Source organism: Streptomyces sp. N50 (assembly GCF_033335955.1).
In the GTDB taxonomy this organism is placed as follows: domain Bacteria; phylum Actinomycetota; class Actinomycetes; order Streptomycetales; family Streptomycetaceae; genus Streptomyces.
Genome location: NZ_CP137549.1, coordinates 3,916,988 through 3,943,916, shown reverse-complemented (window position 1 = coordinate 3,943,916; position 26,929 = coordinate 3,916,988). Strand labels below are relative to the sequence as shown.

The 26,929-nt window shown below is 69.4% G+C and carries 29 protein-coding genes and 1 pseudogene; 14 read left to right on the top strand and 16 right to left on the bottom strand.

Features of this window, described 5'->3' with window-relative positions; all coding sequences use genetic code 11:
- The first annotated feature begins 111 nt into the window (after window positions 1-111).
- Entirely contained in the window at window positions 112-1,635 is a 1,524-nt protein-coding gene (locus tag R2B38_RS17210; protein WP_318017028.1) for a cellulase family glycosylhydrolase, read from the top strand.
- A gap of 97 nt (window positions 1,636-1,732) precedes the next feature.
- Here R2B38_RS17210 and R2B38_RS17205 read toward each other — a convergent pair whose 3' ends face one another.
- From R2B38_RS17205 to R2B38_RS17190, 4 genes are all read right to left on the bottom strand, one after another.
- On the bottom strand, window positions 1,733-2,191 hold the full coding sequence (locus R2B38_RS17205; RefSeq protein ID WP_318017027.1) for a RidA family protein: 459 nt from the start codon (window positions 2,189-2,191) through the stop codon (window positions 1,733-1,735).
- A 12-nt stretch (window positions 2,192-2,203) separates the two neighbouring features.
- The gene (locus R2B38_RS17200) at window positions 2,204-2,674 is read right to left on the bottom strand and encodes a hypothetical protein (RefSeq protein WP_318017026.1); all 471 of its coding nucleotides are present in this window, start codon (window positions 2,672-2,674) and stop codon (window positions 2,204-2,206) included.
- A gap of 128 nt (window positions 2,675-2,802) precedes the next feature.
- Window positions 2,803-3,027, bottom strand: a complete 225-nt coding sequence (locus R2B38_RS17195) for a DUF397 domain-containing protein (RefSeq protein WP_318017025.1) — start codon at window positions 3,025-3,027, stop codon at window positions 2,803-2,805.
- A gap of 21 nt (window positions 3,028-3,048) precedes the next feature.
- A complete protein-coding gene (locus tag R2B38_RS17190) occupies window positions 3,049-3,264 on the bottom strand; it encodes a hypothetical protein (RefSeq protein ID WP_318017024.1) in 216 nt (71 codons plus the stop codon).
- A gap of 232 nt (window positions 3,265-3,496) precedes the next feature.
- Here R2B38_RS17190 and R2B38_RS17185 point away from each other — a divergent pair, with 232 nt between their 5' ends.
- The 4 genes and pseudogenes from R2B38_RS17185 (at window position 3,497) to R2B38_RS17170 (ending at window position 5,726) form a co-directional block, all read left to right on the top strand.
- Window positions 3,497-3,754 carry a hypothetical protein gene (locus R2B38_RS17185; RefSeq protein WP_318021712.1) on the top strand — a complete coding sequence of 86 codons (258 nt, stop codon included), beginning with the start codon at window positions 3,497-3,499 and terminating at the stop codon, window positions 3,752-3,754.
- Window positions 3,729-4,262, top strand: a complete 534-nt coding sequence (locus R2B38_RS17180; protein ID WP_318017023.1) for a DUF6879 family protein — start codon at window positions 3,729-3,731, stop codon at window positions 4,260-4,262. Before R2B38_RS17185 ends, R2B38_RS17180 begins: the two co-directional genes overlap by 26 nt.
- A 24-nt stretch (window positions 4,263-4,286) precedes the next feature.
- Window positions 4,287-5,138: a helix-turn-helix transcriptional regulator gene (locus tag R2B38_RS17175; protein WP_318017022.1), complete on the top strand. Its 852-nt coding sequence runs from the start codon at window positions 4,287-4,289 to the stop codon at window positions 5,136-5,138.
- Between the two features lie 52 nt (window positions 5,139-5,190).
- Window positions 5,191-5,726, top strand: a pseudogene (locus R2B38_RS17170) (DUF6879 family protein).
- An 85-nt stretch (window positions 5,727-5,811) separates the two neighbouring features.
- On the opposite strand, the gene R2B38_RS17165 reads toward R2B38_RS17170, so the two are convergent.
- The gene (locus R2B38_RS17165) at window positions 5,812-6,018 is read right to left on the bottom strand and encodes a hypothetical protein (RefSeq protein ID WP_318017021.1); all 207 of its coding nucleotides are present in this window, start codon (window positions 6,016-6,018) and stop codon (window positions 5,812-5,814) included.
- A 119-nt stretch (window positions 6,019-6,137) separates the two neighbouring features.
- Here R2B38_RS17165 and R2B38_RS17160 point away from each other — a divergent pair, with 119 nt between their 5' ends.
- Window positions 6,138-6,677: a hypothetical protein gene (locus R2B38_RS17160; RefSeq protein ID WP_318017020.1), complete on the top strand. Its 540-nt coding sequence runs from the start codon at window positions 6,138-6,140 to the stop codon at window positions 6,675-6,677.
- Between the two features lie 9 nt (window positions 6,678-6,686).
- Here R2B38_RS17160 and R2B38_RS17155 read toward each other — a convergent pair whose 3' ends face one another.
- The 3 genes from R2B38_RS17155 to R2B38_RS17145 form a co-directional block, all read right to left on the bottom strand.
- Window positions 6,687-7,211 carry a hypothetical protein gene (locus tag R2B38_RS17155; protein ID WP_318017019.1) on the bottom strand — a complete coding sequence of 175 codons (525 nt, stop codon included), beginning with the start codon at window positions 7,209-7,211 and terminating at the stop codon, window positions 6,687-6,689.
- Between the two features lie 36 nt (window positions 7,212-7,247).
- Window positions 7,248-7,955: a hypothetical protein gene (locus R2B38_RS17150; protein ID WP_318017018.1), complete on the bottom strand. Its 708-nt coding sequence runs from the start codon at window positions 7,953-7,955 to the stop codon at window positions 7,248-7,250.
- 194 nt (window positions 7,956-8,149) lie between these two features.
- The gene (locus R2B38_RS17145; protein ID WP_318017017.1) at window positions 8,150-8,575 is read right to left on the bottom strand and encodes an ATP-binding protein; all 426 of its coding nucleotides are present in this window, start codon (window positions 8,573-8,575) and stop codon (window positions 8,150-8,152) included.
- Window positions 8,576-8,762: 187 nt separating this feature from the next.
- Between R2B38_RS17145 and R2B38_RS17140 the strand changes: the two genes are divergently transcribed.
- On the top strand, window positions 8,763-9,632 hold the full coding sequence (locus R2B38_RS17140) for a helix-turn-helix transcriptional regulator (protein ID WP_318017016.1): 870 nt from the start codon (window positions 8,763-8,765) through the stop codon (window positions 9,630-9,632).
- The gene (locus tag R2B38_RS17135; RefSeq protein ID WP_318017015.1) at window positions 9,629-9,817 is read left to right on the top strand and encodes a DUF397 domain-containing protein; all 189 of its coding nucleotides are present in this window, start codon (window positions 9,629-9,631) and stop codon (window positions 9,815-9,817) included. Before R2B38_RS17140 ends, R2B38_RS17135 begins: the two co-directional genes overlap by 4 nt.
- A 13-nt stretch (window positions 9,818-9,830) precedes the next feature.
- Here the strand turns inward: R2B38_RS17135 and R2B38_RS17130 are convergent, their stop codons facing one another.
- From R2B38_RS17130 to R2B38_RS17095, 8 genes are all read right to left on the bottom strand, one after another.
- Entirely contained in the window at window positions 9,831-10,643 is an 813-nt protein-coding gene (locus R2B38_RS17130) for an acyl carrier protein (protein WP_318017014.1), read from the bottom strand.
- A gap of 268 nt (window positions 10,644-10,911) precedes the next feature.
- Window positions 10,912-12,030 carry a phosphoserine transaminase gene (serC, locus tag R2B38_RS17125; RefSeq protein WP_318017013.1) on the bottom strand — a complete coding sequence of 373 codons (1,119 nt, stop codon included), beginning with the start codon at window positions 12,028-12,030 and terminating at the stop codon, window positions 10,912-10,914.
- A 96-nt stretch (window positions 12,031-12,126) separates the two neighbouring features.
- Window positions 12,127-13,353 carry a cytochrome P450 gene (locus R2B38_RS17120; protein ID WP_318017012.1) on the bottom strand — a complete coding sequence of 409 codons (1,227 nt, stop codon included), beginning with the start codon at window positions 13,351-13,353 and terminating at the stop codon, window positions 12,127-12,129.
- Between the two features lie 121 nt (window positions 13,354-13,474).
- Entirely contained in the window at window positions 13,475-14,680 is a 1,206-nt protein-coding gene (locus tag R2B38_RS17115; protein ID WP_318017011.1) for a cytochrome P450, read from the bottom strand.
- Complete coding sequence (locus R2B38_RS17110; protein WP_318017010.1) at window positions 14,677-15,378, bottom strand: GTP-binding protein; 702 nt, start codon at window positions 15,376-15,378, stop codon at window positions 14,677-14,679. The genes R2B38_RS17115 and R2B38_RS17110 overlap by 4 nt, the downstream gene beginning before the upstream one ends.
- On the bottom strand, window positions 15,359-15,703 hold the full coding sequence (locus R2B38_RS17105) for a DUF742 domain-containing protein (protein WP_033281166.1): 345 nt from the start codon (window positions 15,701-15,703) through the stop codon (window positions 15,359-15,361). The genes R2B38_RS17110 and R2B38_RS17105 overlap by 20 nt, the downstream gene beginning before the upstream one ends.
- Window positions 15,700-16,107, bottom strand: a complete 408-nt coding sequence (locus tag R2B38_RS17100; protein ID WP_033281165.1) for a roadblock/LC7 domain-containing protein — start codon at window positions 16,105-16,107, stop codon at window positions 15,700-15,702. The genes R2B38_RS17105 and R2B38_RS17100 overlap by 4 nt, the downstream gene beginning before the upstream one ends.
- Complete coding sequence (locus R2B38_RS17095; RefSeq protein ID WP_318017009.1) at window positions 16,104-17,864, bottom strand: sensor histidine kinase; 1,761 nt, start codon at window positions 17,862-17,864, stop codon at window positions 16,104-16,106. Before R2B38_RS17095 ends, R2B38_RS17100 begins: the two co-directional genes overlap by 4 nt.
- A 267-nt stretch (window positions 17,865-18,131) precedes the next feature.
- Between R2B38_RS17095 and R2B38_RS17090 the strand changes: the two genes are divergently transcribed.
- From R2B38_RS17090 to R2B38_RS17065, 6 genes are all read left to right on the top strand, one after another.
- Entirely contained in the window at window positions 18,132-21,002 is a 2,871-nt protein-coding gene (locus R2B38_RS17090) for an FAD-binding and (Fe-S)-binding domain-containing protein (RefSeq protein WP_318017008.1), read from the top strand.
- Window positions 20,999-21,760, top strand: a complete 762-nt coding sequence (locus R2B38_RS17085) for a metallophosphoesterase family protein (RefSeq protein ID WP_318017007.1) — start codon at window positions 20,999-21,001, stop codon at window positions 21,758-21,760. Before R2B38_RS17090 ends, R2B38_RS17085 begins: the two co-directional genes overlap by 4 nt.
- A gap of 52 nt (window positions 21,761-21,812) precedes the next feature.
- Window positions 21,813-22,940 carry a lipid II:glycine glycyltransferase FemX gene (locus tag R2B38_RS17080; RefSeq protein WP_318017006.1) on the top strand — a complete coding sequence of 376 codons (1,128 nt, stop codon included), beginning with the start codon at window positions 21,813-21,815 and terminating at the stop codon, window positions 22,938-22,940.
- 235 nt (window positions 22,941-23,175) lie between these two features.
- Window positions 23,176-23,307, top strand: a complete 132-nt coding sequence (locus R2B38_RS17075) for a hypothetical protein (protein ID WP_019072556.1) — start codon at window positions 23,176-23,178, stop codon at window positions 23,305-23,307.
- A 110-nt stretch (window positions 23,308-23,417) separates the two neighbouring features.
- Window positions 23,418-25,448 carry an ABC transporter ATP-binding protein gene (locus R2B38_RS17070; protein WP_318017005.1) on the top strand — a complete coding sequence of 677 codons (2,031 nt, stop codon included), beginning with the start codon at window positions 23,418-23,420 and terminating at the stop codon, window positions 25,446-25,448.
- A 73-nt stretch (window positions 25,449-25,521) separates the two neighbouring features.
- Entirely contained in the window at window positions 25,522-26,517 is a 996-nt protein-coding gene (locus tag R2B38_RS17065) for an EamA family transporter (RefSeq protein WP_411978572.1), read from the top strand.
- Window positions 26,518-26,929 lie beyond the last annotated feature (412 nt).

Here is a 26,929-nt window from a genome sequence, read left to right as displayed (position 1 = left end):
GCTGCTCATTGCCTTGACGTGTCCACGTGACATGGCTTCCATGGAGGGTGCCGGGTTATGGGAGCGCTCCCACGAGTTCCGGACCCGCGCCTCCCGAGAGGAAGCAGCGACATGTTCCGCAGCTTGAGAAGAGCGCTGGGGGTTGTTGCCGCGGTGCTCGTGCTGCCGCTGGCCGGTGTCCACCCGGCACAGGCGGCCGATACCGCGAGTGCCCCCGGCGCCGGTTACTGGCACACCAGCGGCCGCCAGATCCTCGACGCGGCCGGCCAGCCGGTCCGTATCGCCGGGATCAACTGGTTCGGCTTCGAGACCGCCAACTACGTTGTGCACGGCCTCTGGTCACGCGACTACAAGAGCATGATCGACCAGATGAAGTCGCTGGGCTACAACACCATCCGCCTCCCCTACAGCGACGACATCTTCAAGCCCGGCACGATCCCCAACAGCATCGACTTCTCCAGCGGCAAGAACGCGGACCTCCAGGGCCTGAATTCGTTGCAGATCATGGACAAACTCGTCGCCTACGCGGGCCAGGACGGCCTGAAGGTCATCCTCGACCGGCACCGCCCGGACGCCTCGGCCCAGTCGGCGCTCTGGTACACGTCAGCGGTACCGGAGTCGACCTGGATCGCCAACCTCCGCTCCCTGGCGACCCGTTACGCGGGCCAGTCGACGGTCATCGGCATCGACCTCCACAACGAGCCGCACGATCCGGCGTGTTGGGGCTGCGGCGACGTGGCGACGGACTGGCGCCTGGCGGCCGAGCGCGCGGGCAACGCGGTGCTGTCGGTCAACCCCGACCTGCTGATCTTCGTGGAGGGTGTGCAGACGTACGCCGGCGTATCGGGTTGGTGGGGCGGCAACTTGATGGGAGCGGGCCAGTATCCGGTCCAGCTGACCGTCCCCAACCGGGTCGTGTACTCGGCCCACGACTACGCGACGAGCGTGGCCCAGCAGCCGTGGTTCAGCGACCCGGCCTTCCCGGCGAACATGCCCGGCGTGTGGGACAAGTACTGGGGTTACCTCTTCCGGCAGAACATCGCGCCGGTGTGGGTGGGCGAGTTCGGCACGACGCTGGCGTCGACGGTGGACCAGAAGTGGCTTGCGGCGCTGGTGAGTTACCTCCGCCCGACCTCGACGTACGGCGCCGACTCCTTCTCCTGGACCTTCTGGTCGTGGAACCCCAACTCCGGTGACACGGGCGGGATCCTGAAGGACGACTGGGTGACCGTGGACACGGTGAAGGACGGATACCTGGCGAGCATCAAGGCGGCGGGGTTTCCGAGCACGGGGACGGGAACGGGCGGGGGAGACGGAGGTGGCGGCGGAAGCGCGGCCGCGTGCACCGCGACCTACACCGTCACCAGCGACTGGGGCACCGGTTTCAACGCCGCCGTGACGGTGACGAACTCCGGGACCTCGGCCCTCAAGTCCTGGCAGGTCAAGTGGACTTGGCCCGGCGCCCAGCAGATCACGAACATGTGGAACGCGACGTACACACAGACCGGGGCGAGTGTCACCGCGGTGAACGCGGATCACAACGGGAGTGTGGGGGTCGGGAGTTCGGCGAGTTTCGGGTTCGGGGGAGCTCCGGGCGGCGGAAGCGCGCCGAGCCTGAGCTGCACGGCGACGTGAGGGGCTGAAGAGCTGAGGGGCCCCAGGGGCGTTCGAGGTGGAAGCCGTACGACGCGTCACCGCCGGAGCCCAGCCGTGCTCGGTGCGAGGACGGGAGTCAGGAGGAGGAGGTTTCCGGGATCCCGGCGATGACGTCGATCTCCACCGCGGCGCCCAGGGCCAGTTCGGTGACGCCGACCGTGGTCCGGCTCGGCAACGGGCCGCGGAACCAGGTCCGGTACGCCTTGTTGAAGCTGTCGAACTCCTCGAAGGAGGTGAGGTAGACGCGCAGCATCAGCACGTCGTCGAGGGTCAGCCCGAACTGACCCAACACCGCTTCGAGGTTGCGCCGCACCTGCTCCGCCTCGGCCACCAGGTCACCGCCGCCGACCAGTTCGCCGGTCTCGGGATCGGTGGCCAACTGTCCCGAGAGGAACACGTTGGAGCCCCACCTCGTCGCATGCGAGTACGCCCCCGCCGGCGGCGGAACGGCATCCCCGGTGAAGGAAAAGGTCTCCTTCCGAACCGGCTCGCCCGGCTGGACCGGCGGTACTGGGTGGGAGCCTGAAGGCGTCATACGGCAAGGATCTCATCTGTCCAGGGGGCAGGGCAGGTCGGGCCTGGCACGGTTCGGTGTGCAGGTGACGAGGGCGAGGGACAGGTAGGCCGGCCGTTCGAGGTAGAAGCCGTAGGACGAGTCGCCGCCCGAGGTCAGTCGGTCGGTGGCGGAGGCGGTGAGGGCGGCGAGGTGGCGGGCGTCGCGGTGTGCTTCCGACGTGAACCGGGCTCGGAACGCGGCGAGTTGCTCACTGAGCCAGGCTGCCGCGGCGGCCGGGGTCGGCCATGTTCCGCGTACGAACTCGCGCGGCTTGACGAGCCAGTACGCCGTTTCCAGCGGGGGCAGGTCGGAGGCCGGGAACTCGGCGGCCACTTCGCGATATCGCTGGATCAGCTCGGGGCGGCTGCCGGGCGGAGGCGGCTCCGGGTGGGGCGGGCGACGCAGGGCTTCTTGGTCGAAGCGGAATTTGGGGCCGGTCCACAGGTAGGCGTGGTGGTGCACCGGTGGGGGTTCCTGTTCGGGGCGGCTCGGTCTCGGACTCGGTCTCGGCGGTGGTGAAATCCCGGCCGGGTGGGGTGAGTTGGAGTCACGCAGGGGCCGACCGGGACGGGGGCTGTGGGTCTGGCGGCTCAGATGGTCAGGCCGAAGCGGGTCGGGTCGATCCCGGCCACGCTCAACTCCTCCGTCGTGAACCGCAACGGCTCTTTGTCGGGCCGCTTGCTGTCACCGAGGGCCCAGCAGCCGTCGCCGATCCGGGCGAGGGTGACGCAACCTTCGGTACAGGGGCCGCCGCAGGCCTGCGTGAACGAGGCCGCGGTGATGTCGAGTTCGTAGAGGTCGGTGCCGTTGAGCATGGGGATGCCTTCCTGTTCTGGTCAGTTGGTGGGGCTTGCGTGCACTCCGGAGGCGTGGTCGCGGATCTCGGTGGCGTGGCGGGCGGCCTGGGTGATGTCGCCGGATTGCTGGCAGGTGGTGAGGTGGCGCCAATTCGCGGTGCATACCTCGCAGTTGGGGGCCGGGGCGCAGTCCAGGAGCCAGGCGTCGAAGTGGGCGGGTAACTGTGCCGACGAATGGGCCGTTTCTCGCCCCATGTTGGCGCTCCTCAACAGCAGTTGGTCATGCCTCGGGAGGATCCGCTGCCTCGCCGGGTTTCCTCGTACGCCCTCACGCTAGGAGGGAGGCATCCGGCAGATCAAGAGATGTGCACCAATGTGCGTGTGAGCCTTTGAATAGCCAAGTGGCTGCTTTTTGCTCTTGACCAGAACCCCTTGAGGGGCAAATTTGGTGCACATCAGCGCACGCGAATCGACATCGGAGGCTGTCATGCGCTTACGGTTCATCGGGATCGATCCGGATACGGGACATGTCGGATCCCCAACCGTGTGGGTGGACGCGGAGAGCGCGGACATCGTGCTCCAGAGCTACACGGCGGACGAGGAGACGCGAGCGCAGTGCGTGAAGAACACCGCACCCGGGCATGCGGCGGGCATCCCTGACCACGAGTCCGTGATCCGTATTCCCGCCCGCCTGGTGCCGATCCTGAGGGAGGCCTGCGATGCCGCAGAACGTGCCCAGCTTTGACGAACTCATGGGGGCCGCGCAGCGCTCCGCCGTGCACCTCGAAATGCGCGACCAGTACGCCGTCGGCGATGAGGCGGACGACTTCGACGCGTGGCTGAGCACCGGGCAGAGGGACACCGATCCCACCTCGGAGTACTGGGCGCCCTGGGTCGACCTGATCTCCCGCACAGTCGCCCGTGGTGTCGTCGTACGCCGTGCCCGGATCGTCTCGGAACCGGTCACCGACTACATCCGCTACGAGCACGCGAGTACGGGTGTCAACGTCGAAGCCGGTGAGCAGGTTCGGTGGCTGCCACGCCCTCGATCGGCCGACCTGATGCTGCCGGGCGCGGACCTGTGGATTTTCGACGGGACGCGGATCCTCTTCAACCACTTCACCGGCATCGGCGAGTGGGCCGATCCGGCCCACTCGCTGCGCACGGAGCCGAGTATCGTCAAGCAGTGCTCGGATGCCTTCGAGGCGGTCTGGGAACGCGCGACCCCACACGACGAGTACGAGATCCACTGACAGAAAGCATCGTTGGCCGGTTCCATGCCCAAGTCCCCGTCCTCCTCAGCTCAAGCCGCGCGCGAAAACGTGGCGCGTCGGCTGCGCGACATGAGGAAGAACGCGGGCCTGACAGTCACTGGGCTGGCCAACGAGTGCGGTTGGCACCATGCCAAGACCTCACGCATCGAGAACGCCCGCACTCCTCCGTCGCCGACAGACATCCGCTTGTGGTGCCGTGCGACCGGTGCCATGGATCAGACCCCGGACCTGATCGCGGCCGCACAGAATGCGGAATCCCTGTACCGGGAGTGGCGCCAACGCGTGCGCACGAGCCTGGCCAAACTGCAGGACAGCTATGTCGAGCAGTACCGGTCGACCGAGTTGCTACGCCAATACTCCCCGGTGCTTGTCCCGGGGGTGCTCCAGACCGAGGGGTACGCGCGGGCTCTGTTGGGCATAATTTCCCGCTTCCACGGAGCCGTCGACGATGGGGCGGAGGCTGCCGCGGCACGTGTTCGACGGTCGCAGGTCATCCATGAGCCTGGCCATCGGTTCGTGCTCCTCATTGAGGAAGCGGTTCTCTACTACCAACTTGCCGACGCTGAGGAGATGGCGGCGCAGTTGGGCTACCTCCTTACTGCCGGAGCACTCCCGCAGGTGTCGTTCGGCATCATCCCGACGGCGACGCGCGAGCGAGCGATGTGGCCGCAGGAAACATTCACCATGCTCGACGACACTCTGGTGTCTGTCGAGTTGGCCACTGCCGAGGTGAGTATCGCCCAGCCCTCCGAGATCGCGCTCTACCTGAGCGCCTTCGAACAGCTCCGGAGCATGGCCGTGTACGGGGCGGACGCCCGGTCGTTGATAGTGAAGGCCATCGACGCGCTGGGCTGATCCGCCCGCTGTCTGCACTCTCAAGTCTTGAATGCGATGAGGAAGGTGCGCGATGCCGCAGAACCCGCAGAGCTTTGCCGAACTCCTGGACAGTGCACGGCACTCGGCCGTCCACCTCGAAATGTGAGACGCATACGGAGTCGCCGGTGAGGCCGACAACTTCGGCCACTGGCAGCGGACGGGAGAGCGGGACAACGACCCGGAGTCCCCGCACTGGGGCCCCTGGACGAGCCTCATCCGCCGTACGGTCGCCCGCGGAGTGGTCGTGCGCCGCGCCCGTATCGTGTCGGAGCCGGTGAGCGACTACATCCGCTACGAGCACGCGGGTACGCGGGTACGCAGGTCAACATCCAGGCCGGCGAACAGGTGCGGTGGCTTCCACGTCGGCAGGCCTCCGACATCGCGCTGCCCGGCAACGACTTCTGGCTCCTGGACGACCGGTTGATCCGCTGGAACCACTTCACGGGGGACGGCGCGTCCGGTGCCGGAGAGATCAGCGAGGATCCGGCCGCGGCGAAACTGTGCGCCGAGGCGTTCGAGACGGTGTGGGCGCGAGCTACCCCGCACCAGGAGTACAAGATCAGCTAGACGCTCAGCGCGCGCACTACGCGCGAAGCGTCTGCGAAGGTCTCGCGGAACTGATGAACACCACCAGGGACACGGACGACGCCGCCTATTCGCGTTCCGCCCCGTGCAGCCACGCCAACAGGTCGACGCACTCGCGCAGTTCGGGCCGCGGGAGGCCGACGTGATCCCGTATCGCCATGATGGCCTGGATGTTGCGGCCGGCGGCGATGAGCGCGTTCACCTCTGCTTGTGCCTCTGTCGACAGTCTGTTCCACAACGTGTCGTCCGCATCCGCATCCGCATCCGCATCCATATCCAACTCCTTGCTCTGTTGCCGTGAACGGTGACAGATCCACCGACCCGCACCCCCCTCGGCCAACTACTCTGCGAACGCGCCGCGTTACCCAGTGCGGCCAGTGGAGGAGGAATCCCGTGTCATCGTCCTGCGACCCCGCCCACGCTCCCGTCGGTGACGTGGGTGCCGCGCTCATGATGGTCGACTCGCGGCTCAAGGCCGTTCACGCCGGGAAGTCCGCGACGGATCCCGAACAGCGGGAGTTGATGGACCAGTTCCTCGCGTCGCTCGGGCCCGACGGGCTGGACGACCTGGTGGACGGGGCGTGCACGCTCATCTATATGTTCATGACGTGGTTGAGGAAGGCCCACGAGAGCGAGGGCAAGGACGTCATCGAGTACGTGGTGCCCACCCTCGTGGCCACGATGCGGATGATGCCCAGGAGTTGTCCCCCCGAGGTCATCCCGATGATGGCCGGCCTGGTGATCTCTGCGGGTACCGAACTGAGCCCCAACCTGTGGCGTCAGCAGTACGGCGACTGGACCAAGGAGGAGATGACTCCGCTGGAGGCCACGGCGTTCCTGCTAGCGGAACACATCAACCGCATCGCCGACAACCCCGAATTCGCCACCCGCATGATCGTGGACGCGCTGACCAAGATCGCTGGAGAAGGCTAGAAGCCGCGGTCACGCGGTTGCGCGGGCGCGGTCGAGGTAGGCGGTCAGGGCGTGCCAGGCGTCGGCCGGAGCTGTCGGGTCGCCGGACATCGCGGCCGGTTCGTGCCGCCAGGCGGACCGCACCGCGGCCGAGACGCCGCTGTCACCCCCGGTGAACAGCGCGCTCAGCTCGTCCATGCGTGCCACCAGCTTCCTCACCCGGGGTGCCGTCGGCTCCGTCCCGGCGGTCCGCAGCGCCTCGGCCCTGCGGTACAGCTCCGGCCACTCGACCTCCAGGAGGTAGTGGGTGGCAGGGCCCAGCACCGCCGCCCGGTCGTGCAGCGTCCGCATTTGGTCGTCGTCGAGGTGGCGCCGCAACGCCTGCCCGCTCTCTGCTCCCGCGCCGCCCATCGTCCGGAGCGTACCGATCAACGCGGAGACCTCCGGTGCGCGCGCGGGATCGGCGGCCAACTCGCCCTGGATGTGGGCCAGTCGGTCCCTCAGTCCTTCCAGGGAGGCGATGGACGCTTCTACGGCGGCCAGGTGCTCGTTCACCAGCCGGACCGGGTCGACTCCGAGTCTGGTCGATGCTCATGCGTCAACGATCCGCCCTGACGCGGTGTGAGGTGCAAGCCCGCGTTCCCGCTGCTCCGGAGCGGGGTCGGCCGAGTCGGCCGGGTCGAACACCGCGCCGTCCCGCCTCGCCCCCACGCACAACCAGACGTACACCAGGTCGAGCACGCTGCACATGATCCCGAGGCCGAGCAGGAACCCGTCGTGCTGGATGGCGCCGAACAGGATCGTGGGCGCGAGTGTGCCGAGCCACTTGGCCACGGCGATCGTCACCGACTGGCCGCGCAGGCCGCGTCGCGCGACGAACATCGCGATGAACAGGCCCGACATCAGCAGGTTCTGGAGGAACGCCGAGTAGCCGGCCCCGTCCTCCGCTCCGAACTTCCCCAGGAACAGCCACTGCACGGCGAACGACATCCCGAACAGCAGCACGCTCAGCCCGGCGAACATCCGTGGCGTGACGAACGACGGGAACTCGGCGCGGCCGTACCGGAAGAACGTGTACACGATGACCGCGTCGGCGATGCCCCACACCAGGTTGATGCCGCCCTGCACGGAGGGGTCGAAGACCAGGTTGTGCACCGCGTACGTCCACTCCCAGGCGAAGTTGAGACCCAGGGCCACGGCGGGCATGGCGTAGGTGCGTTCGCGGAACCCGATGCGGATCGCTTCGATGTACACGATCGTCCAGGCGATGCCGCTCGCGAGGATGAGGGCGATGTGCATCTACGTCTCCTGTCGCGGAGCTTCGGAGGGGTCGCGCGGACGCTAACAGACACGTCCGGGGATGCGGGCGATGACCTTCTTACGGAAGTGTGACGGGCGGGAGTCGCCATACGTAGGGGTCGGGCGTCCGGACTTCCTGGGCAAGCTCCGTGTCGCTCAAGGGAGTTGGGGGCGTGAGCAGGCGGGCCGCCGCCTCATAAAGTCGCCGGAACATGCCCCTGAACCCCCTCCAGGTCGAACCTCGCCCACACGCATTTCGCGTACGGCTCCTGCCGGCAGCCCCAGTCGGCGGCCAGCGCGGCGACGAGGGCGAGGCCCCGGCCGCCTTCCTCATCCGGGGTCGAGTCGTGGGGTCGGGGGAGTCTGTCCCGGTCGGGGTCTGAGACCTCAAGGATCAACTCCGTTCCGTTGAGAGTGAGTTCGACCTTGATCTGGGAGTAGGCGACCCGGCAGTGGGTCACGGCGTTGGTGACGAGTTCGTTGGCCAACAGGGTGACTGCGTCGGCGAGTTCGTCGGTGATGCCCCAGTCCGCGAGGGCCTTGCGGACGCGTTGGCGGGCGACGGGGACGTGGCTTCGGTGCTTGGGGATGCGGAAACGGAAGCTTTCGGACGCGGGCATGGGGGACTCCGTCCTGACGGGGCGTCAAGTTGGGCTGCGTTGCGGCGCCTTCATGAAGCTAGAGGTGGATTCCGGATCCGCGCAATGTGAATCGGCGAATATATTCGTGAGTGTCACTCGATCGAGTGATGTAGCCCTGAGGTTGACGCTCGGTGTGGCATCGTTGCTGCAGAAGAGGGGAGGGCCCATGCCCGCAGGTGGACGGCCGACGGTGCGCAGTAGGCGCTTGGGGACGGCACTCAAGCAGTACCGGCAGGCTGCCAAGTTCGACCAGCCGCAGGCCGCCGATCTGATCGCATCAAGTCAGGCCAGAATCAGCCGCGTTGAGAGTGGCCACGCCACCCCGCGTGTGATCGAGGTGCGGTTGCTGCTCGATGCCTACGGTGTCAAGGACCCGGAAGTACGCCTCAAGCTGGAGGAGTTGGCCAAGAACTCGAAGAACAGGGGCTGGTGGCTGGAGCATGCCGCACACCTGCGGCCGGATTACGTCGACCACATCGCGTTGGAGGATGACGCGACTTACATCCGCGAGTGGCAGCCGGTCACGGTGCCAGGGCTCCTGCAAACTCCGGCCTACGCGGAGTCAGTTATCGCCGGCGGCCCCCACTACCTGGAGCCGGAAAGGGTCGACCAGCTGGTGAAGGTGCGGATGGGGCGGCAGGCGAAGATCGACGAGGGTGGGGCGTCGTACACGGTCATCCTCTGGGAGGGTGTCGTCGTGCACCCGTTGGTGAGCGTCGGGATCCATCAGGAGCAGTTGTCCGCGATCCTTGAGATCGGAAAGCGCAAGAACGTCACCGTGCAGGTGCTGCCGTTCAGCGCCGGAGTCCTGGCCGGCTACTCCTCCGCCTTCTACTCCTTCAGCTTCGACGAGGAACCGACGGTCGAAGCCGTTGCCATGGACAACCTGCGAGGAACCTCGGTCCTTGAAGGGGCTGAGGATCTTGCCGCTTACGCCAATGCATACGACCTACTACGATCGTCAGCGTTGGCGCCGGACGCGAGCGCGAAGCTCATCCGGGGCGTACTGCGGAGCTTGAAGGAAGACACATCGTGACCAAGGTTGTAAGCCCCTTCTGGAAGTCCTCGTACTCCGGGCAGGAGAACGCCTGCGTCGAGGTCGCCGACACCGCCACCCACGGCCGCGCCATCCGCGACAGCAAGCAGCCGCACCCGGAAGACGGCAGCGCCCTCCTCACCGTCTCCCGGGCCGCCTGGCACCGCTTCGTCAACTCCCTCTGAACTACCTGCTGAACTACCTGCGGGGCAACGACGTGTTGGTGATCGGCAGCTTCTGTGTCGCCCCCGCCACGTACAGGTCCGTCGGAGCCGTGCGCAGCGTGAACGTGTCGTCGTAGGACGAGACACGGACCGACATGACGAAGAAGCCGTCGTCCTCGGCGGTCACCTTCACGTGGTACTCCTGCTCCCAGTAGGTCTGGAGGAAGACCTCCGTGCCCTGGGGCTCGACCCCGCTCGGGAGGGTGACCTTGCCCTGGACGGTGAGGATGTCGCCGGCCTTCACCTTCTTCTTGTTGACCGAGTAACTCACCGAGCTGGAGCGGGTCTTGGCGGCGACCGTGGTCTCCGCGAAGTAGCCGTCCTGCGGGGTGTTGAGGTCACCGTCCTCGTCGTAGAGGGCGGTGATGTGCACGTCGTGCTGGACGTTGAGCAGGCTGCTGCCGCCCGTGCGGTCGATGTCGACGTCCGGGACCGTGAACTTCCCGTTGGCGTCGGTGACCGGCTTGCCGAGGTCGCGGGGCTCGTAGTAGTTGGGGTCGATCGGGTCACCCCACGGGTTCCAGGTCGTGAACTGGACGACTTCCTGGAGGGTGACGGGGATGTTGGGCGCCGGGGTGCCGTCCGCCTTGGTGACGGTGCCGGTGACGTCGACGTGCCGTTCCTGGTAGTTCGTGGTGGTGGGGTTGGTCGTCACGGTCAGGACGTAGGCGTCGCCGGGGGCGGCGTCCGAGGGGGCCGCGGAGGCGGCCGGTACGGACAGGGCGCCGGTGGCGAGCAGCAGCGCGGCGGTGGCGGCGAGCCGCGTCGGCAGGGACTTCCTGGGCATGGGGGCAACTCCAACTTCGGTCGGTGATCGAGGAGTTGCGCCGCAGGTGTGCGACGCATCGGGTTCGACCGGCGGGGTGGGGTGGGAGTTGTCCCCTGTGTGTTCGCTGTTACGCGGCTGTGGTGTGCGGGGGGTTTGTCCGGGTTCCGGGTTCACCTGGACTTCGGACGCAGGCTGCCCCGCATTGCCCAACGCACCAAAAAGCGCCCCGCAGTTGACCCGCGGGGCGCCCTTCGTCGTCGTAGAACCGAGTGCTACTGGACGGCGATCACAGCTTCTCGATCACATAGTCGATGCACTTGGTCAGCGCCTCGACGTCCGCCGGGTCGATCGCCGGGAACATCGCCACGCGGAGCTGGTTGCGGCCGAGCTTGCGGTACGGCTCGGTGTCGACGATGCCGTTCGCGCGGAGCACCTTCGCCACCGCCGCCGCGTCGATCTCGTCGGCGAAGTCGATGGTGCCGATGACCTGCGAGCGCTTGGTGGGGTCGGACACGAACGGGGTCGCGTACTTCGACTCCTCCGCCCAGCTGTACAGACGGCTCGACGAGTCCTTCGTGCGGGCCGTCGACCACGCCAGGCCGCCCTGGCCGTTGATCCACTCAAGCTGCTCGTTGAGGAGGAACAGGGTGGACAGCGCAGGGGTGTTGTACGTCTGGTTCTTGCGGGAGTTGTCGATCGCCGTGGGGAGCGAGAAGAACTCCGGGACGTGGCGGCCGGACGCGTGGATGCGCTCGGCGCGCTCGATCGCGGCGGGGGAGAAGACGCCGATCCACAGGCCGCCGTCGGAGGCGAAGGACTTCTGCGGGGCGAAGTAGTAGACGTCCGTCTCGGCGATGTCCACCGGGAGGCCGCCCGCGCCCGACGTCGCGTCGACGAGGACGAGCGCGCCCTCGTCGGCGCCCGCCACGCGCTTGATGGGGGCCGCGACGCCCGTCGACGTCTCGTTGTGCGTGTACGCGTACACGTCGACGCCCGCCTCGGCGGCCGGGTCCGGGTGCGTGCCGGGGTCGGAGGAGATGACCGTCGGCTCGGCCAGCCACGGCGCCAGCTTGGCCGCCTTCGCGAACTTCGAGCTGAACTCGCCGAAGGTCAGGTGCTGCGACTTGTTGTCGATGAGCCCGTGGGTCGCGACGTCCCAGAAGGCCGTCGAACCGCCGTTGCCGAGGACGACCTCGTAGCCCTCGGGCAGCGAGAACAGCGCGGAGACGCCCTCACGCACCTTGCCGACCAGGTTCTTGACCGGGGCCTGGCGGTGGGACGTACCCAGCAGAGACGTACCGGTGGCGGCCAGCGCGTCCAGCGCCTCCGTCCGCACCTTGGAGGGGCCAGCGCCGAAACGTCCGTCGGCGGGCTTGATGTCAGCGGGAATCTGGATATCAGCCACGAGCCGGAGCGTATCCCCTCGGTGAAACCGGACGGAAACGCGTCCGTTCGATGAGACGACAGCCGAGACGAGCGGTCCGGCCCGTGGACAAGTGGATCAGTCGCCCGGCGTCAGCCGCACCGGCAGCTCGAAGATGTCGTTCTGCGTCACCACCGGCTTGTTGCGGAGCTCGCTCGCCGGGACCGCCAGGTCCAGGTGCGGGAAGCGCTCGTAGAGGGCCGGGAGTGCCACGTCCGCCTCCAGGCGGGACAGGGCCGCGCCCGGGCAGACGTGCGGGCCGTGGCCGAAGGAGATGTGGCGGTTCTCGCTGGTGCGGGTGATGTCGAACTCGCCCGCCGTCGGGCCGTGGGCCTCCTCGTCGCGGCCGATCGCGGCGTACGACACGATCAGCGCGTCCCCGGCCGGGAGGACCTTGTCGCCGACCTGGACGTCCTCCGTGGCGAAGCGGATCAGGACGTGCGAGGTGGGCGTCGAGTGGCGCAGGGTCTCCTCGACCACCGAGGACCAGTCGGCCTCGCCGGCCAGGACGAGGGCGCGCTGGACGGGGTGCGCCGACAGGTTGACGACCGCGTTGACGATCAGCGAGATCGTCGTCTCATGGCCGGCCGCGACCATCAGCTGGAGCGTGGAGACGATCTCGTCGTCGGTGAGGTGGTCGCCGTTCTCCGACGCCGCGATCAGCGCCGACGTCAGGTCGTCGCCCGGCTCCGCCCGCTTCGCCGCGACCGTCTGCGCCATGATGCCCGCGAGTTCCGTGAGGGTGGCGATCACCTCGGCCGGCGGGGTCTGCGTCGAGAAGAACTTCTCGAACAGCTCCTTCAGACGCGGGAGTTGGGACTCTTCTATGCCCATGAGGTCGGCGATGACGTACATCGGGAGCGGGTACGCGAACTCCGCCTTCAGGTCGACCTCGTCCCCCTCCAAGCCGTCCAGGAGGCCTTCCGTCAGCTTCGCTATCCGGCCCCGCATCTGCTCCACCCGGCGCGGGGTGAGCGCCTGCGCGACCAGCGTGCGCATCCGGCGGTGGTCCGCGCCGTCCACGGTCAGCATCGAACGGCCCGGGTTCGCGAGCCCGATCAGCGGCCAGTCCGCGGGGATCTCGCCGCGCTGCCAGGCACCCCAGACGTTGATGTCCTTCACCAGCCGCGGATCCGTGAGCAGCTGTTTCGCCTCGGCGTGCCGCGTCACCGCCCACACGGGCACGCCACCGGGCAGCTCCACGGCGGCCAGCGGACCGGCCGCACGCAGCCTGGCGCTCTCGCCGTCCAGGTCGGCGACGAAGGGGTCGAGGACGATACGGGTCTCTTCGGTACCGGTGCTCATACGGGAGTTCCTCCAAGGGCAGGGGTGGGGTACCGCGTCCTTCCGGGGGTCGGGGTCAACTCCCGGGCGCCCGGCGGGCGTTGTGGTGCCGCCGGGGTGACGCAGGATCGGTGCTGGAAGCTCAGAGCGCGGGCACGGGCGTGAACCGCACCGGCAGTTCGGTCAGGCCCCGCAGCCACGGCGAGGGCCTGCGGGTGAGGGACTCGGCCGGTACCGCCAGGTCGATGTCCGGGAGGCGGTCCAGGACGACCTCGATGCCCGTCCGCGCGATCACCTCGGCCACCTCCTGCGCCGGGAACGGACACCGGTGCTCCCCGTGCCCGAAGGAGAAGTGCGCGTTGTTGCCGCCGGTGAGCGCGGAGCCGTCGGTGCGGACCTGGGGGTCGGAGTTGGCGCCCTGGAGACCGAGGAGGAGCAGGTCGCCGGCGCGGATGCGGCGGCCGCCGAGCTGGGTGTCGCGGGAGGCCCAGCGCCCGGCCACGTTCTGCGTCGGGGTGTCCTCCCAGAGGACCTCGTTCATCGCCTCGGCGACACTGTTGCGGCCGCCGAACAGCGAGGCCGCGAAACGGTCGTCGGTCAGCATCAGCCGCAGCGAGTTGCCGATCCAGTCGGCGGTCGGCTGGTGGCCGGCCGCCATCATCACCATCAAGTCCTGGGCGATCTCGATGTCGTTGAAGCCGGACTCGTGCGTCAGCATCCGCGACACCACGTCGTCGGCCGGCGTTTCCTTCCGGTCGGCCAGCAACTGCCCCATGGACTCGGCCAGATGGCTCTGCCCGGCGAGCGCGCGCTCCCGTCCGTCGATCATGTCGTTGAGCGCGGTCACCAGCCCCGGACCCTGCTCGTCCCGGAAGCCGTAGAGCCGCGCCAGGACCCGCACGGGCAGCAGCATCGCGTAGTCGCCGACGATGTCCGTCTCGCCCTTGGCGCAGATCCCGTCGATCAGTTCGTCCGCGAACTTCTCGGTGTAGGAGCGGAGTTCGGACGGGTCTACCGCCTCCAGCGCGTCGCTGATCATGCCGACGCGCTCGCGGTGCCGCTCGCCGACCGTGTAGAGGATCGACGGCTGCTTACGGCCGATCATCGGCAGCAGCGGCCAGTCGTCGGGAATGCCGTCCCACTGGTTCCACAGGTCGGAGTCACGGCTGAACAGCACCGGATCGCCGGTGACTTGGTGCAGCTCGCGGTAGCCGAGCACCAGCCAGGCCGGGATGTCGCCGTCCAGCACCACGGGGGTCACGGCGCCGTGCTCGCGCCGCATCTCCCGGTACAGCCGCGCCGGTTCGGTCTGGAACCTGGGTCCACTCAGCGGTACGGGCGCGGTCACAGGGCCAACTCCTGGTGGGGGGCGGGGACTTGGGGGCGGGCGGCGCCCTGGCCGTCGTGGCGACCGGGGACCTGACCGTCGTAGCGACCGGGGCCCTGGCCGTCGTAACGGCCCCTGGTCTGTCCGTTCTTGACGTGCTCGACCAGGGAGATCAGCACCTGTTTCGCGGACGCGCGGGAGCGGGCGTCGCAGTCCAGGAGGGGGACGTGCGGGTCGAGGTCGAGGGCCTCGCGGATCTGCTGCGGGGCGTAGGTGGGGCCGCCGAAGTCGTTGCAGGCCACGACGAAGGGGGTGCCGTGGTGTTCGAGGCGGTCGATCGCGTACCAGGAGTCGCCGATGCGGCGGGTGTCGACGAGGACCACCGCGCCGAGCGTCCCGGAGAAGAGACGGTCCCAGAGGAACCAGAACCTCTCCTGGCCCGGGGCGCCGAACAGGTACAGCACATTGCGGGCGTCGAGCGTGATGCGGCCGAAGTCGAAGGCGACCGTGGTCGCGGACTTGCCGCGCACCTCGCTGATGTCGTCGACGGCCTCGCCGGCCTTCGTCATCGTCTCCTCGGTGTTGAGGGGACGTATCTCGCTGACCGAGCGGACCAGCGTGGTCTTGCCGACGCCGAAGCCGCCGACGACCACGATCTTCAGGCCGTTGTCGGCGGAGGCACCCAAGGGGGTGCGCGCGTCAGAGGTTGCGGAGTCCAACGAGCACCTGTTCCAGGACGTCGGGATCGAGATCGGCCTTGCGCGGATGGCGGGCGCTGACCCGGCCGGCCGCGAGAAGGTCGGAGAGGAGGATCTTGGTGATGCTCACCGGGAGCTTGAGCTCGGCCGCCAACTCGACGACGGCCGTGGGGTGTTCGGTGATCCGCAGGATCGCCGCGTGCTCCGACTGCATCCCGGCCGCCGGATCGCACTCGGCGACCACGAGGGTCACCAGGTCGAACGGGCTGTCCGGGCCGGAACGGGCGCGGCCTCCGGTGAGCGTGTAGAGGCGGTCGGGTGAGTCGTCCCTGCCGGGGCGGCTCATGACGAGCGGGGTTCCGCGCGCAGGTGCTCGCCGAGCTGTTCGACCAGCTCGCTCATGTTGTGCCCGATCAGCCCCGCGTCCGCGTCCTCGGTGGTGACCAGGGCCAGGTGCGCGCCCTCGCCCGCCTCGACGATGAACAGCACGCCGCCGTAGAACTCCGTCATCGCGGAGCGGACACCCCCGCTGCCGTCCCCGAACTCCACCGACGCGCCGTGCGACAGCGACTGGATCCCGGCGGCGATCGCGGCGAGCTGGTCGGCCTGGTCGACGGAGAGCTCGGGCGTCCGGCACAACTTCAGGCCGTCCCGCGACAGCACGAGCGCGTGCCGCGCGCCCGGGGTGCGCTCCAGGAGGCCTTCGATGAGCCAGGTGAGCTTCTCGTCGGCGGTCGTCGTGCCGGTCATGAGGTGGGGTTGCCTTCCGAGTGGGAGAGGGAGGGAGTGGGGGTGGGCTCTGCGGATACGGGGCTGTCCGCCGATCCGGGGAACTCCGCCGGTACGGGGCTGTCCGCGTCGGTGCCGGACGCGCGCGTGGCCTGGTCGGTCGCCGCCGCCTCGCGCACGGCCCGGCGGAAGCTGTTGAAGCGGGCGGTGCGGGCGAGGGTGTCGTCGGCGGAGGGGGCGGGGCGCGTTGTCTCGGGGGCGGCGGACTCGGTACGCGCGCGTGAGCGTTCGGCCTCCGCGAGTGCCTGACCCCGGCGACGCTTGGGCAGGCCTTCGGGCAACGTGTTCGCTACGTCCGTCACCGCGTCGGCCGGTGCGTCCCGGTCCGCCGACTCGTGCGTGGGCACCGGGTCCGGGTCGAGGTCGGCGAGGGTGCGGCCGGCGGCGTAGGACATCCACGGGTGGTCGCGGACGGAGGTCGCGGGCTCGGCAACCGCCTCCGGATCCACCGGTGTTGACGGCGAGGGCTGCGGTGACGCCTCGGGGAGGTCCAGGGAGACCTGCGGTGCCGGCGCGTCCTGGGGCACCAGGATGTCCTGCGGTACGAGCATCAGGACGCCGGTGCCGCCCCGCGCGGAGGGCCGGTACGACACCTTCAGGCCGTACTTGCGGGCCAGCCGCCCGACGACCGCGAGGCCCAGCCGGGTGCCGGTGAGACCGCCCAGTTCGGCCGAGTCACCGGAGACTGCGCGCTCGGCGCGGCGCAGCTGGATGTCGCCCATGACCAGGCCGCTGTCCTCCACCGAGAGGATGACCCCGGCGGGCACTTCTTCTACGTAGACGTGCACTTCGGCGCTCGGCGGCGAGAAGTTCGCCGCGTTGTCGAGGAGTTCGGCGAGCGCGTGCATCACGCCCTCGGCCGCGTGTCCGGCGACGGCGGTGTCGCTCGCGGAGTGCACGCGCACGCGCTGGTAGCCGCTGATCCGGCCCATCGCGCCCCGCAGGATCGACTCCATGGCGATCGGGCGGGCCCAACGGCGCCCGGAGCGCGCGCCCGTGAGGACAGCGACGGAGTCGGCGAGACGGCCCGCCTGCGCGGTGCGGTGGTCGAGGTGGAGCAGGTCGGCGAGGACGTCCTCGTCCGAGTGCCGTTCCTCCATGGCGCGCAGGTCGGCGAGCATGCCGGTGGCCAGCGCCTGCATCCGGCCCGCCGCGTTGGCGGTCGCGGAGAGCGCGGCGGCCCGCTCGTGGGAGTCCCGGCGGGCGCGCTCGGCCAACTGCTTGTTCTCGGCGGCGAGTCGGGCGCGCTCCAGCTCGCTCTCCTCCGTGAGGCGGCCGCGCTCCTCCGCGAAGGAGGTGGTGAGCCGCATCCGTTCCTGGGAGAAGTCGGAGGTCAACCGGGCGCGTTCCTGCGAGAGTTCGGCGGTCAGCCGGGCCCGCTCGTGGGTCAGCTCCTCGGTCAGCTGCACGCGCTCCCGGTCGAAGTCCGTGCTCAGCCGGGCCCGTTCCTGCAGCAGCCGCCCCGCGTCCAGGGTGACGGCCTCCAGGCGGCGGCGGGTGATCCGGGCCGTCTGGTACGCGTGCGTGGCGAGCGCGACGGCCGCGCACAGCAGGAGCGCGCCGGCCCCCGCACCGCAGGCGACCGCGAGCCGCTTCGAGCCGGGTGTCACATAGACCGCGCCGGCGACCGCGAGCCCGGCCAGTACGGCGGTGAACAGGGGGACGGGGGCGACGGTGCGGAAGGTGGGTCGTTCGCCGGGAAGTATGGGGGCGGTCATGAAGGGGGTCCTCGGTCGTGTCCTCGGGCGTCTTTGGTCGTGGTCCTCAGTCGTCCTCGGTCGTGTCCTCGGGGGGTGCTCGTCGGGTTCCTGGGCGAGAAGCGACTCCGGGTGCTCAACTGCCGGTCACTATATGAGAATTAGTGATCGAACTGGGTGGGTTCTGGATGCGTTTACGGAATCGGTGCCGCGTCGGCGCGAAGCATCCCGGAACGATTCGCCAGATGCCGGACGGTCACTGTCAGTGGTCGGGTGCATGCTGGGGGCATGGCGGATCTTCAAGCGGGCCTGGTGGATGTCCAGGCGGAACTGCGGCGGACCGTCCGGGGCGAGGTCGGTTTCGACGTCACGTCCCGGGCGCTGACGACCATGGACGCGTCCAACTACCGACGCGTCCCCCTGGGTGTCGTAGCGCCCCGTGACGCCGACGACGTGGCGGCGACCCTGGCGGCCTGCCGGGCGCACGGGGTGCCGGTGGTGGCCCGCGGCGGCGGCACGTCCATCGCCGGCCAGGCGACGGGCACGGGCGTGGTCCTGGACTTCACCCGCCACATGAACGGCCTGGTGTCCCTGGACCCCGCGTCCCGTACGGCGGTCGTGCAGCCCGGCCTGGTCCTCGACCGCCTCCAACAGGCCGCCGCGCCCCACGGGTTGCGCTTCGGCCCCGACCCCTCGACCCACAGCCGCTGCACCCTCGGCGGCATGATCGGCAACAACTCGTGCGGCTCCCACTCGGTCGCCTGGGGCACGACGGCGGACAGCGTGAGCGGGCTGTCGGTGATCACCGCGCGGGGCGACTCCCTGCGCCTCGGCCAGGACTGGGCGGGCGCCCCATCGGGTCTACGCCCCCTCGTGGAAAGCGAGTTGGCCCGCCTGCGCACCGGCTTCCCGGACCTCCCCCGCCGTATCTCGGGGTACGCGCTGGACGCCCTCCTGCCCGAGAACGGCGCGGACGTCGCCCGCTCCTTCTGCGGCAGCGAGGGCACGCTGGGCATCCTCACGGAGGCGGTCGTACGCCTCGTCGAGGCACCGCGCGCGCGTGCGCTGGCGGTACTCGGTTACGCCGACGAGAGCGGGGCGGCGGAGGCGGCAGCGGGCCTGCTGGTCCACGGCCCGCTCACCGTCGAGGGCATGGCGGCCGACCTGGTCCGCTCCACCGCCGACCTCCCCCGGGGCGGCGCCTGGCTGTTCGTCGAGACGGGCGGCGACACGGAGGCGGAGGCACGCGCGCGTGCGGAGACCATCGTCCGCGCGGCCGATGTCCTCGACTCCCTGGTGGTCACCGACCCTTCGGCTCAACGGGCCCTGTGGCGCGTCCGCGAGGACGCGAGCGGCACGGCGACGCGCATGCCGGACGGCTCGGAGGCGTGGCCGGGCTGGGAGGACTGCGCGGTGCCACCGGCTCAACTGGGCGCGTATCTACGGGACTTCAGGAGCTTGTTGACCGCACACGGCCTACGGGGCACGCCGTACGGCCACTTCGGGGACGGCTGCATCCACGTCCGCATCGACTTCGACCTGCTGACGGAGCCGGGGGTGGCCCGCTTCCGCCGCTTCTCGGAGGAGCTGGCGGAGTTGGTGGCGGCGCACGGCGGCTCGCTCTCCGGCGAACACGGGGACGGCCAGGCACGCGCGGAGCTACTACCTCGGATGTACGGCGCCGAGATGGTGACCCTCTTCGAGCGCGCGAAGGGGGTCTGGGACCCGGACGACCTCCTCAACCCCGGGATGCTCGTGCGGCCCGCCCCGCTCGACTCGAACCTCCGCTTCTCGGTGCTCCCGCGCGAGCCGGTGGACGTGGTGTTCGGCTACCCGTCCGACGGCGGCGACTTCTCGGCGGCGGTACGGCGCTGCGTAGGAGTCGCCAAGTGCCGTACGACAGAGGCGTCCGGGTCCTCGGTGATGTGTCCGTCGTTCCGGGCCACCGGCGAGGAAGCGCACTCCACACGCGGGCGTGCCCGGTTGTTGCACGAGATGCTCGCGGGCGAACTGGTCACCGACGGCTGGCGGTCGACGGAGGTCCGGGACGCGCTGGACCTCTGCCTGTCCTGCAAGGGCTGCCGCACGGACTGCCCGGTCGGGGTCGACATGGCCACGTACAAGGCGGAGTTCCTGCACCATCACTACGAGGGCCGGCGCAGGCCGGCGGCGCACTACGCGATGGGCTGGCTGCCGCGCTGGCTACGGCTGGTGGCGCGCACGCGTACGGCGTGGCTGGTCAACTCCCTCGCCTCGGTGGGGCCGTTGGCGCGGGTGGCCAAGCGGTTGGGCGGGATCGCGACCGAGCGGAGGATTCCGCGGGTGGCGGGGGTGACGTTCACGAGGGCGTGGCGGCGGCAGGCCAGAGCGGAGACGCGGCGGAGCATGCGGGCGGGGGTGGAGTACGAGGAGACTCCCACCCGGGGCCGTGTCCACCTGTGGCCGGACACCTTCACGGAGCACCTGTCACCGTCGGTCGGCCACGCGGCCGTGCGGGTGCTGGAGGCGGCGGGCCTGGGCGTACTCCCGGTCCTGCCGGTGATGACGGGGAAACAGGTCTGCTGCGGCCTGACCTACGTCTCGACGGGCCAACTGGACCGCGCACGCGAGGTGTTGCGCCGGACGCTGGACGCGATGGGTGAGCTCCCGGGCACGGGGGAGGTGCCCATCGTCGTCCTGGAACCGAGCTGCGCGGCGGCCCTCCGCACGGACCTCCCGGAGCTGCTGCCGAACGACCCGAGGGCAGCCCGCCTGTCCGCCTCGATCCTCACCTTCGCCGAGGCCCTGGAACGCCTGGCCCCCGACTGGACCCCACCTCGTCTGGATCGCCCGACAGCGGGCCAGACCCACTGCCACCAACACGCGGTACTGGGCGACGCCCCCGACCGCCGCCTGCGCGATGCGGCCGGCCTGACGGGCGAACTGGCGGGCGGCTGCTGCGGGTTGGCGGGCAACTTCGGCTTCGAGAAGGGCCACTACGAGGTGTCGGCGACATGCGCGGAGGAACAACTCCTCCCGGCGGTACGCCAGGCCCCACAGGACGCGCTGATCCTGGCGGACGGCTTCTCGTGCCGCACACAGCTGGAGCAACTGGCGGGCGTACGGGGCCGACACCTGGCGGAGATCCTGGCGGACGCGCTGGAGGGGGAAGAGAAGTGACCGACGAACTGGCCCGGGTCGCCGTCCTCTCCGACATCCACGGCGTACTCCCCGCCCTGGAGGCGGTCCTCGCCGAACCGGAGGTGGCCGCCGCTGACCGCGTCGTCCTCACCGGCGACATCACGGCGGGCCCCCAACCGGCGGAAGTGGTGGACCTGTTGAGAGCCGAGTCCGACCGGGTCCTGTGGATCTCGGGCAACGCGGACCGCGAACTGGTCGAGTACCGCAGAGGCGAACGCACCGAGATCCCCGACCCCATCGCCCCGTACGCGGCGACCGCCCTCCGCCCCGACCAGATCGACTTCCTGGCCACCCTCCCCAAGACGCTCACCCTCCCGATCCGCGGCCTGGGCAGAGTCCTGTTCTGCCACGCGACTCCCCGCGACGACGAGGAAGTCGTCCTGGTCGACTCCCGCCCCGCCCGCTGGACGGAGGTCCTCACCGGCCTCGACGACGACATCCGCACGATCGTCTGCGGCCACACCCACATGCCGTACATCCGCCTCGCCCACGGCCGCCTGATCGTCAACCCCGGCAGCGTCGGCATGCCGTACGGCCGCCCCGGCGCCCACTGGTGCCTGCTCGGCCCCGGCACGGACCTGCGCGTGACGCCGTACGACATCCCGACGGCGATCGCCCGCCTCACCCGCGAGTCCGGCTACCCGGAGATCGCCGAGTGGGCGGACTACTTCCTCAACGCGCGGGCGTCGGACACGGAGGCGCTGGAGATGTTCGGACCCCGGGACGGGCGCGGGTGACTGCCTAGGCTGGCCGTTCGACCACGCTTTCGATCCGTCAGGGAGCCCGCGTATGACCAGCCTCCGTCTCCGCCCCATCACCCCCGCCGAACACCTCGCGTTCATCGCCGCGCGCCCCTCCGCCAGCCATATGCAGGTGCCGTCGTGGGGTGCGGTGAAGCCCGACTGGCGGGCGGAGAGTCTGGGGTGGTTCGAGGAGACGAGCGGGCAACTGGTCGGTGTGGGGCTGGTGTTGTACCGGCCCGTGCCCAAACTCAAGAAGTACCTCGCGTACCTGCCCGAGGGTCCGGTGATCGACTGGCACGCAGCCGATCTCGACCGCTGGCTCGACCCGATGCTCGCGCACCTCAGGTCGCAGGGCGCGTTCACGGTGAAGATGGGCCCGCCCGTCGTCGTACGCCGCTGGAGCGCGGACGCGGTGAAGGCGGCGATCGCCGACCCCGACGCGCGCCGGCTCAAGGACGCGGCGCCCACGTCGTACGAACCGCGTGCCTACGAGGTCGCCGATCGCCTGCGCCGCGCGGGCTGGCAGCAGACGGAAGCCGGGGGAGACGAGGGCTTCGCGGCCGGGCAACCCCGGTACGTGTTCCAAGTACCGTTCGCGGGCCGCTCGTTGGACGACATCCACCGCGGGCTCAACCAACAATGGCGGCGCAACATCAAGAAGGCCGAGAAGGCCGGCGTGAAGGTGGTCCAGGGCGGCTACGACGACCTCCCCGCCTTCTACGAGCTGTACGCCGAGACCGCCGAGCGCGACCGCTTCATCCCGCGCCCGCTGCCCTACTTCCAGCGCATGTGGAACGCCCTCACCGCCGAACACCCCGACCGCATGCGCCTCTACCTCGCCCACCACGACGGCGAGATCCTCGCCGCGGCCACGATGCTGACGGTCGGCCGGCACGTCTGGTACTCCTACGGCGCCTCCACCAGCCGCCGCCGCGAGGTGCAGCCCAACAACGCGATGCAGTGGCGCATGATGACCGACGCCCACCAACTCGGCGCGGCCGTATACGACTTCAGGGGCATCACCGACACCCTGGAGGAGTCCAACCACCTGCTGGGGCTGCTGCGTTTCAAGGCCGGTGCGGGCGGAGAGGCCGTCGAGTACCTGGGGGAGTGGGACTTCCCCCTCAACCGGCTGCTGCACAAGGCGCTGGACCTCTACATGGCGCGCCGCTGAGGGCGGAAGCACAGGTTCATTAAGGCTCCTCTCAGGTTTATCAGAGAACTCTCAGGTTGGCGGCCGTAACTCAGGATTCACAAAGGTATTCACAGCCCATGTTTGCCGATCGCTCGACGACTTTGCTGCGACTTGGCTACAGGGCCGTGTAAGTTTCTGGGTGTCGGGAATTCCCCGGGCGGTAAAACGCTCGACTTTGACGCACAAATTTCTCTGCACAACCTAGGAGTTCGGAATGGGCCTCAACAAGCTCGCCCCGCTGCCCAAGCCCAAGAAGCAGCAGCTTCCGCCCCCGCCGCCCCCGAAGCCGCGCAAGAAGCACGAGCCCAAGCCGCTGCCGAAGCCGCTGCCCGGCCAGGACAGCTGACCCGGCAGTAGAAGAGGGCCGACCCACGCAGTCGGCCCTCTTTTCTTTCCCGAATTCGAAAATCCAAAGAATTCTGATGACGGAAAGCGAAGGGGACAGGGAAAGTGGACATGGATACGGACGAGGAAGACCTCGAATACGACGAGGACTACGGAACTCCCACCATTCCCGCCCGCACCGCTTTCCGTCGTTTCTGGCCGCTGACCCGCGGTCTCAGACGCTGGCTGGTCCTCGTCTGGGTGTGCACGGTGATCGGCGCGCTCGCCGAGACCGAGGCCATCCTCCTCTTCGCCGACCTCACCGACCGCGCCCTCGCGAAGGGCTCACTGAGCGCGTTCTGGAGCCCGGCCGTGAAGTGGCTGGGCGTCGCGCTCGTGGGCGCGCTCGTCTCGTACGCGGGCAACTCCCTCGCCGCCTGGGCCACCGAACGTTTCGTGATGAGACTGCGCGAGCATGTCTTCGACCACGTACAGCAGTTGCCCCCGCACTTCTTCCAACGGCACCGCCAGGGCGACCTGTTGTCCCGCCTCACCAGCGACGTGGAGGCGATCGAGACCCTCGTCGTGTCCGGCGTCATCGGCACCGCCTCCGCGCTCTTCTCCGCCCTCTTCTACGCGGCCGCCGCGTTCTGGCTGCGCTGGGACCTCGCGGCCGCCACCTTCGTCCTCGCCCCCCTCTTCTGGCTCGCGGCCCGCCGCTTCTCCGGCTCCATCAAGGACGTCTCGCGCGAGGGCCGGGTCGCCGACGGCGCGATCACCTCGGTCGTCGAGGAGTCCCTCGGCAACATCGTCCTCACCCAGGCCTACGGCCGCCGCGACGCCGAACGCCGCCGCCTGAACGAGGAGGCCGGCGCCTGGTTCCGCGCCTCCGTCCGCTCGACCCGGCTCAACGAGGCGTACGAGCAACTCGTCTCCGTCATCGAGACCGTGTGCGTGCTCGCCGTCATCGGCATCGGCGCGTGGGAGATCTCGACGGGCCGCATGACCCTCGGCCAACTGCTCGCGTTCTCGGCCTTCTTGGGCTACCTCTACCCGCCCGTCCGCGGCCTGGCCCAACTCGGCCTGACCATCACCGCCGCCACCGCGGGCGCCGAACGCCTCATCGAGATCCTCGACGTCCGCCCGTCCGTCGCCGACCCCGCCCGCGACTCCGAGACCGGCCGCCCCGACGGCACGGTCGAACTCCGCGACGTCACCTTCAGCTACCCGGGCGCGGACAGGACCGCCCTGGAAGGCCTCTCCTTCACCGTCAATCCAGGCGAGTTGGTGATCGTCACCGGCCCCAGCGGCGCCGGCAAGTCCACGGTCTCCAAAATGCTGCTCCGCTTCTACGACCCCGACGCGGGCCAAGTCCTCCTCGACGGGGTGCCGTTGCGGGACCTCCCCCTCGCCCGCCTGCGCGAGTACGTCACCCTGCTCCCCCAGGAGACCCTGGTCCTGCACGACACCGTCCGCGCGAACATCGCCTGCGGCCGCCCCGGCGCGAGCGAGCAGGCGATCATGGACGCGGCTGTCGCTGCCGACGCCCACGAGTTCATCCTCCGCCTCCCCGACGGCTACGACACGAAGGTCGACCCCAACTCGGCCCGCCTGTCCGGCGGTCAGCTCCAGCGCCTGGCGATCGCCCGCGCGATCCTGCGCGACGCCCCGGTCCTGGTCCTCGACGAACCGACCACCGGCTTGGACTCGATGGCCGCCCGCCGGGTCGTGAAGCCTCTGCGCCGACTGATGGCGGGCCGTACGACCATCATGATCACCCACGACCTCAACCTCGCCCCCGACGCCGACCGCATCCTGGTGGTGGACCGGGGCCGGATCGTGGAGACGGGCCGGCACGCCGAGCTGATGGCGCTGGGCGGGGCGTACTCGCGGCTGCACCGGTCGCAGAACAACGCGGTGATGGACACCGGGGAGCTGAGGCTGCCGTCGTTCGCGGAGGCGGGCGTGGGTTACGGCTACCCCGCGGCGCCGGTCTTCGTAGAGAGCTGGACCCCGCAGACGTACGAGCCGCCGTACGAGTCGCCGTACAGCCCGACGTATCAACCGGCCTACCCGCAGACCGAGTACCCGGAGTACTCCGACCCCCTCTTCGGGCCCATGCCGACCACCCTCCCCGATGGTAGGCCCCTGTTCCGGGACTAGCCTCAATGACAGTTGCATAAAGGGTTCGCACACCTGTCGAAGTCCATTACCATGGACCGAGCAGTGCATCGTGATGGATGAATGCGCGCTGAACCGAGCCCTGGAAGCCCCCGTGAGCATCCCCAGTACGCCGCCCACCGCCCCCGTGGCCACCCCGTCCGCCGTCCCGACCGCCAACCCGACCGCCAACCCGGCCGTCACCCCTGGCCGCAGGGGCTCGCTCGGGCCGGTGGGTCTGGTGCTGGCCGGGGGTGTCTCGGTGCAGTTCGGCGGTGCGCTGGCGGTGACGCTGATGCCCAGGGTGGGGGCGCTGGGTGTGGTGACGCTACGGCTTCTGGTGGCCGCGGTGGTTCTCCTCGTGATCTGTCGCCCGAGTCTGCGGGGCCACTCGCGAGCGGACTGGGGCACGGTCGTCGTCTTCGGCATCACCATGGCCGCGATGAACGGCCTCTTCTACCAGTCGCTGGCCCGCATCCCCCTGGGTCCGGCGGTGACGCTGGAGGTACTGGGCCCGCTCGCCCTCTCGGTCCTGACGTCCCGGCGTGCGCTGAACGCGGTATGGGCGGGACTCGCCCTGGCGGGCGTCTTCCTCCTCGGCGGCGGAGGCTTCAGCAGCCTGGACCCGGTAGGCGTGGCCTTCGCCCTGGGGGCCGGAGCCATGTGGGCCACATACATAGTCTTCAGCGCTCGTACGGGGCGTCGCTTTCCGCAGGCCGATGGGTTGGCGCTGGCGATGGTTGTGGCGGCGGTGGTGTTCCTGCCGCTCGGCGTCGTGGAGTCAGGCACAAAGCTCCTGAACCCGGCGACGGTCGCCCTCGGATCCGCGGTGGCGGTCCTGTCATCGGTCCTCCCCTACACACTCGAACTCCTGGCCTTGCGCCGCCTCCCCTCCTCGACCTTCGCCATCCTGATGAGCCTGGAACCGGCTGTGGCGGCAACCGCGGGCTTCCTGATCCTCCACCAGGCGCTGTCCGTCCCTGAAGCCATGGCTATCGCGTTGGTCATTGCGGCGAGCATGGGGGCGGTGCGGACGCAGGTGGGCCGGGGGAAGGCGAAAGTAGAGCCGTAGGTGACCGTTGGGCCACTCGCTTCTCAGCCAGTGTCGGGCTTCCGCGGCCCGAGTAAAGGGCGCTCCCTGCGGTCGCGTCGGCAAGCCGATTCCGCTGCGCTCCACCCTTGACACGGCCCGCTCCAGCCCGTTTGAGAAGCGAGCGAGCGGCCCGGAGGGATGGGTGGCCAGGTACCTATCCCCCTGCCTGAACTGTGTTGCGGGCCGGTGTGGTGGGGGCGCGTTCGCGTCGAGCCAGCACGCCGGGCCGGCTTAGCGGCTAACCCCCGGTGGGCGGGGCGCGCCGGCGTCTCGCCTGCACGCCGGGCTGGCTTAGCGGCTAACCCCCGGGTGGGCGGGGCGCGCTGGCGTCTCGCCTGCACGCCGCCTCGGCTCAGCGGCTGTCTGCCGGTGGGGTGTGAGGCCACGAGCG

What these genes read in the sequence shown, in the direction of transcription:
- R2B38_RS17210 (WP_318017028.1), top strand. Translation starts at nt 112, where the DNA reads ATGTTCCGCAGCTTGAGAAGAGCGCTGGGGGTTGTTGCCGCGGTGCTC.
- R2B38_RS17205 (WP_318017027.1), bottom strand. Translation starts at nt 2,191, where the DNA reads ATGACGCCTTCAGGCTCCCACCCAGTACCGCCGGTCCAGCCGGGCGAG.
- R2B38_RS17195 (WP_318017025.1), bottom strand. Translation starts at nt 3,027, where the DNA reads ATGCTCAACGGCACCGACCTCTACGAACTCGACATCACCGCGGCCTCG.
- R2B38_RS17190 (WP_318017024.1), bottom strand. Translation starts at nt 3,264, where the DNA reads ATGGGGCGAGAAACGGCCCATTCGTCGGCACAGTTACCCGCCCACTTC.
- R2B38_RS17185 (WP_318021712.1), top strand. Translation starts at nt 3,497, where the DNA reads ATGCGCTTACGGTTCATCGGGATCGATCCGGATACGGGACATGTCGGA.
- R2B38_RS17180 (WP_318017023.1), top strand. Translation starts at nt 3,729, where the DNA reads ATGCCGCAGAACGTGCCCAGCTTTGACGAACTCATGGGGGCCGCGCAG.
- R2B38_RS17175 (WP_318017022.1), top strand. Translation starts at nt 4,287, where the DNA reads ATGCCCAAGTCCCCGTCCTCCTCAGCTCAAGCCGCGCGCGAAAACGTG.
- R2B38_RS17165 (WP_318017021.1), bottom strand. Translation starts at nt 6,018, where the DNA reads ATGGATGCGGATGCGGATGCGGATGCGGACGACACGTTGTGGAACAGA.
- R2B38_RS17150 (WP_318017018.1), bottom strand. Translation starts at nt 7,955, where the DNA reads ATGCACATCGCCCTCATCCTCGCGAGCGGCATCGCCTGGACGATCGTG.
- R2B38_RS17145 (WP_318017017.1), bottom strand. Translation starts at nt 8,575, where the DNA reads ATGCCCGCGTCCGAAAGCTTCCGTTTCCGCATCCCCAAGCACCGAAGC.
- R2B38_RS17140 (WP_318017016.1), top strand. Translation starts at nt 8,763, where the DNA reads ATGCCCGCAGGTGGACGGCCGACGGTGCGCAGTAGGCGCTTGGGGACG.
- R2B38_RS17130 (WP_318017014.1), bottom strand. Translation starts at nt 10,643, where the DNA reads ATGCCCAGGAAGTCCCTGCCGACGCGGCTCGCCGCCACCGCCGCGCTG.
- R2B38_RS17120 (WP_318017012.1), bottom strand. Translation starts at nt 13,353, where the DNA reads ATGAGCACCGGTACCGAAGAGACCCGTATCGTCCTCGACCCCTTCGTC.
- R2B38_RS17105 (WP_033281166.1), bottom strand. Translation starts at nt 15,703, where the DNA reads ATGAGCCGCCCCGGCAGGGACGACTCACCCGACCGCCTCTACACGCTC.
- R2B38_RS17100 (WP_033281165.1), bottom strand. Translation starts at nt 16,107, where the DNA reads ATGACCGGCACGACGACCGCCGACGAGAAGCTCACCTGGCTCATCGAA.
- R2B38_RS17095 (WP_318017009.1), bottom strand. Translation starts at nt 17,864, where the DNA reads ATGACCGCCCCCATACTTCCCGGCGAACGACCCACCTTCCGCACCGTC.
- R2B38_RS17090 (WP_318017008.1), top strand. Translation starts at nt 18,132, where the DNA reads ATGGCGGATCTTCAAGCGGGCCTGGTGGATGTCCAGGCGGAACTGCGG.
- R2B38_RS17080 (WP_318017006.1), top strand. Translation starts at nt 21,813, where the DNA reads ATGACCAGCCTCCGTCTCCGCCCCATCACCCCCGCCGAACACCTCGCG.
- R2B38_RS17075 (WP_019072556.1), top strand. Translation starts at nt 23,176, where the DNA reads ATGGGCCTCAACAAGCTCGCCCCGCTGCCCAAGCCCAAGAAGCAGCAG.
- R2B38_RS17070 (WP_318017005.1), top strand. Translation starts at nt 23,418, where the DNA reads ATGGATACGGACGAGGAAGACCTCGAATACGACGAGGACTACGGAACT.
- R2B38_RS17065 (WP_411978572.1), top strand. Translation starts at nt 25,522, where the DNA reads ATGGATGAATGCGCGCTGAACCGAGCCCTGGAAGCCCCCGTGAGCATC.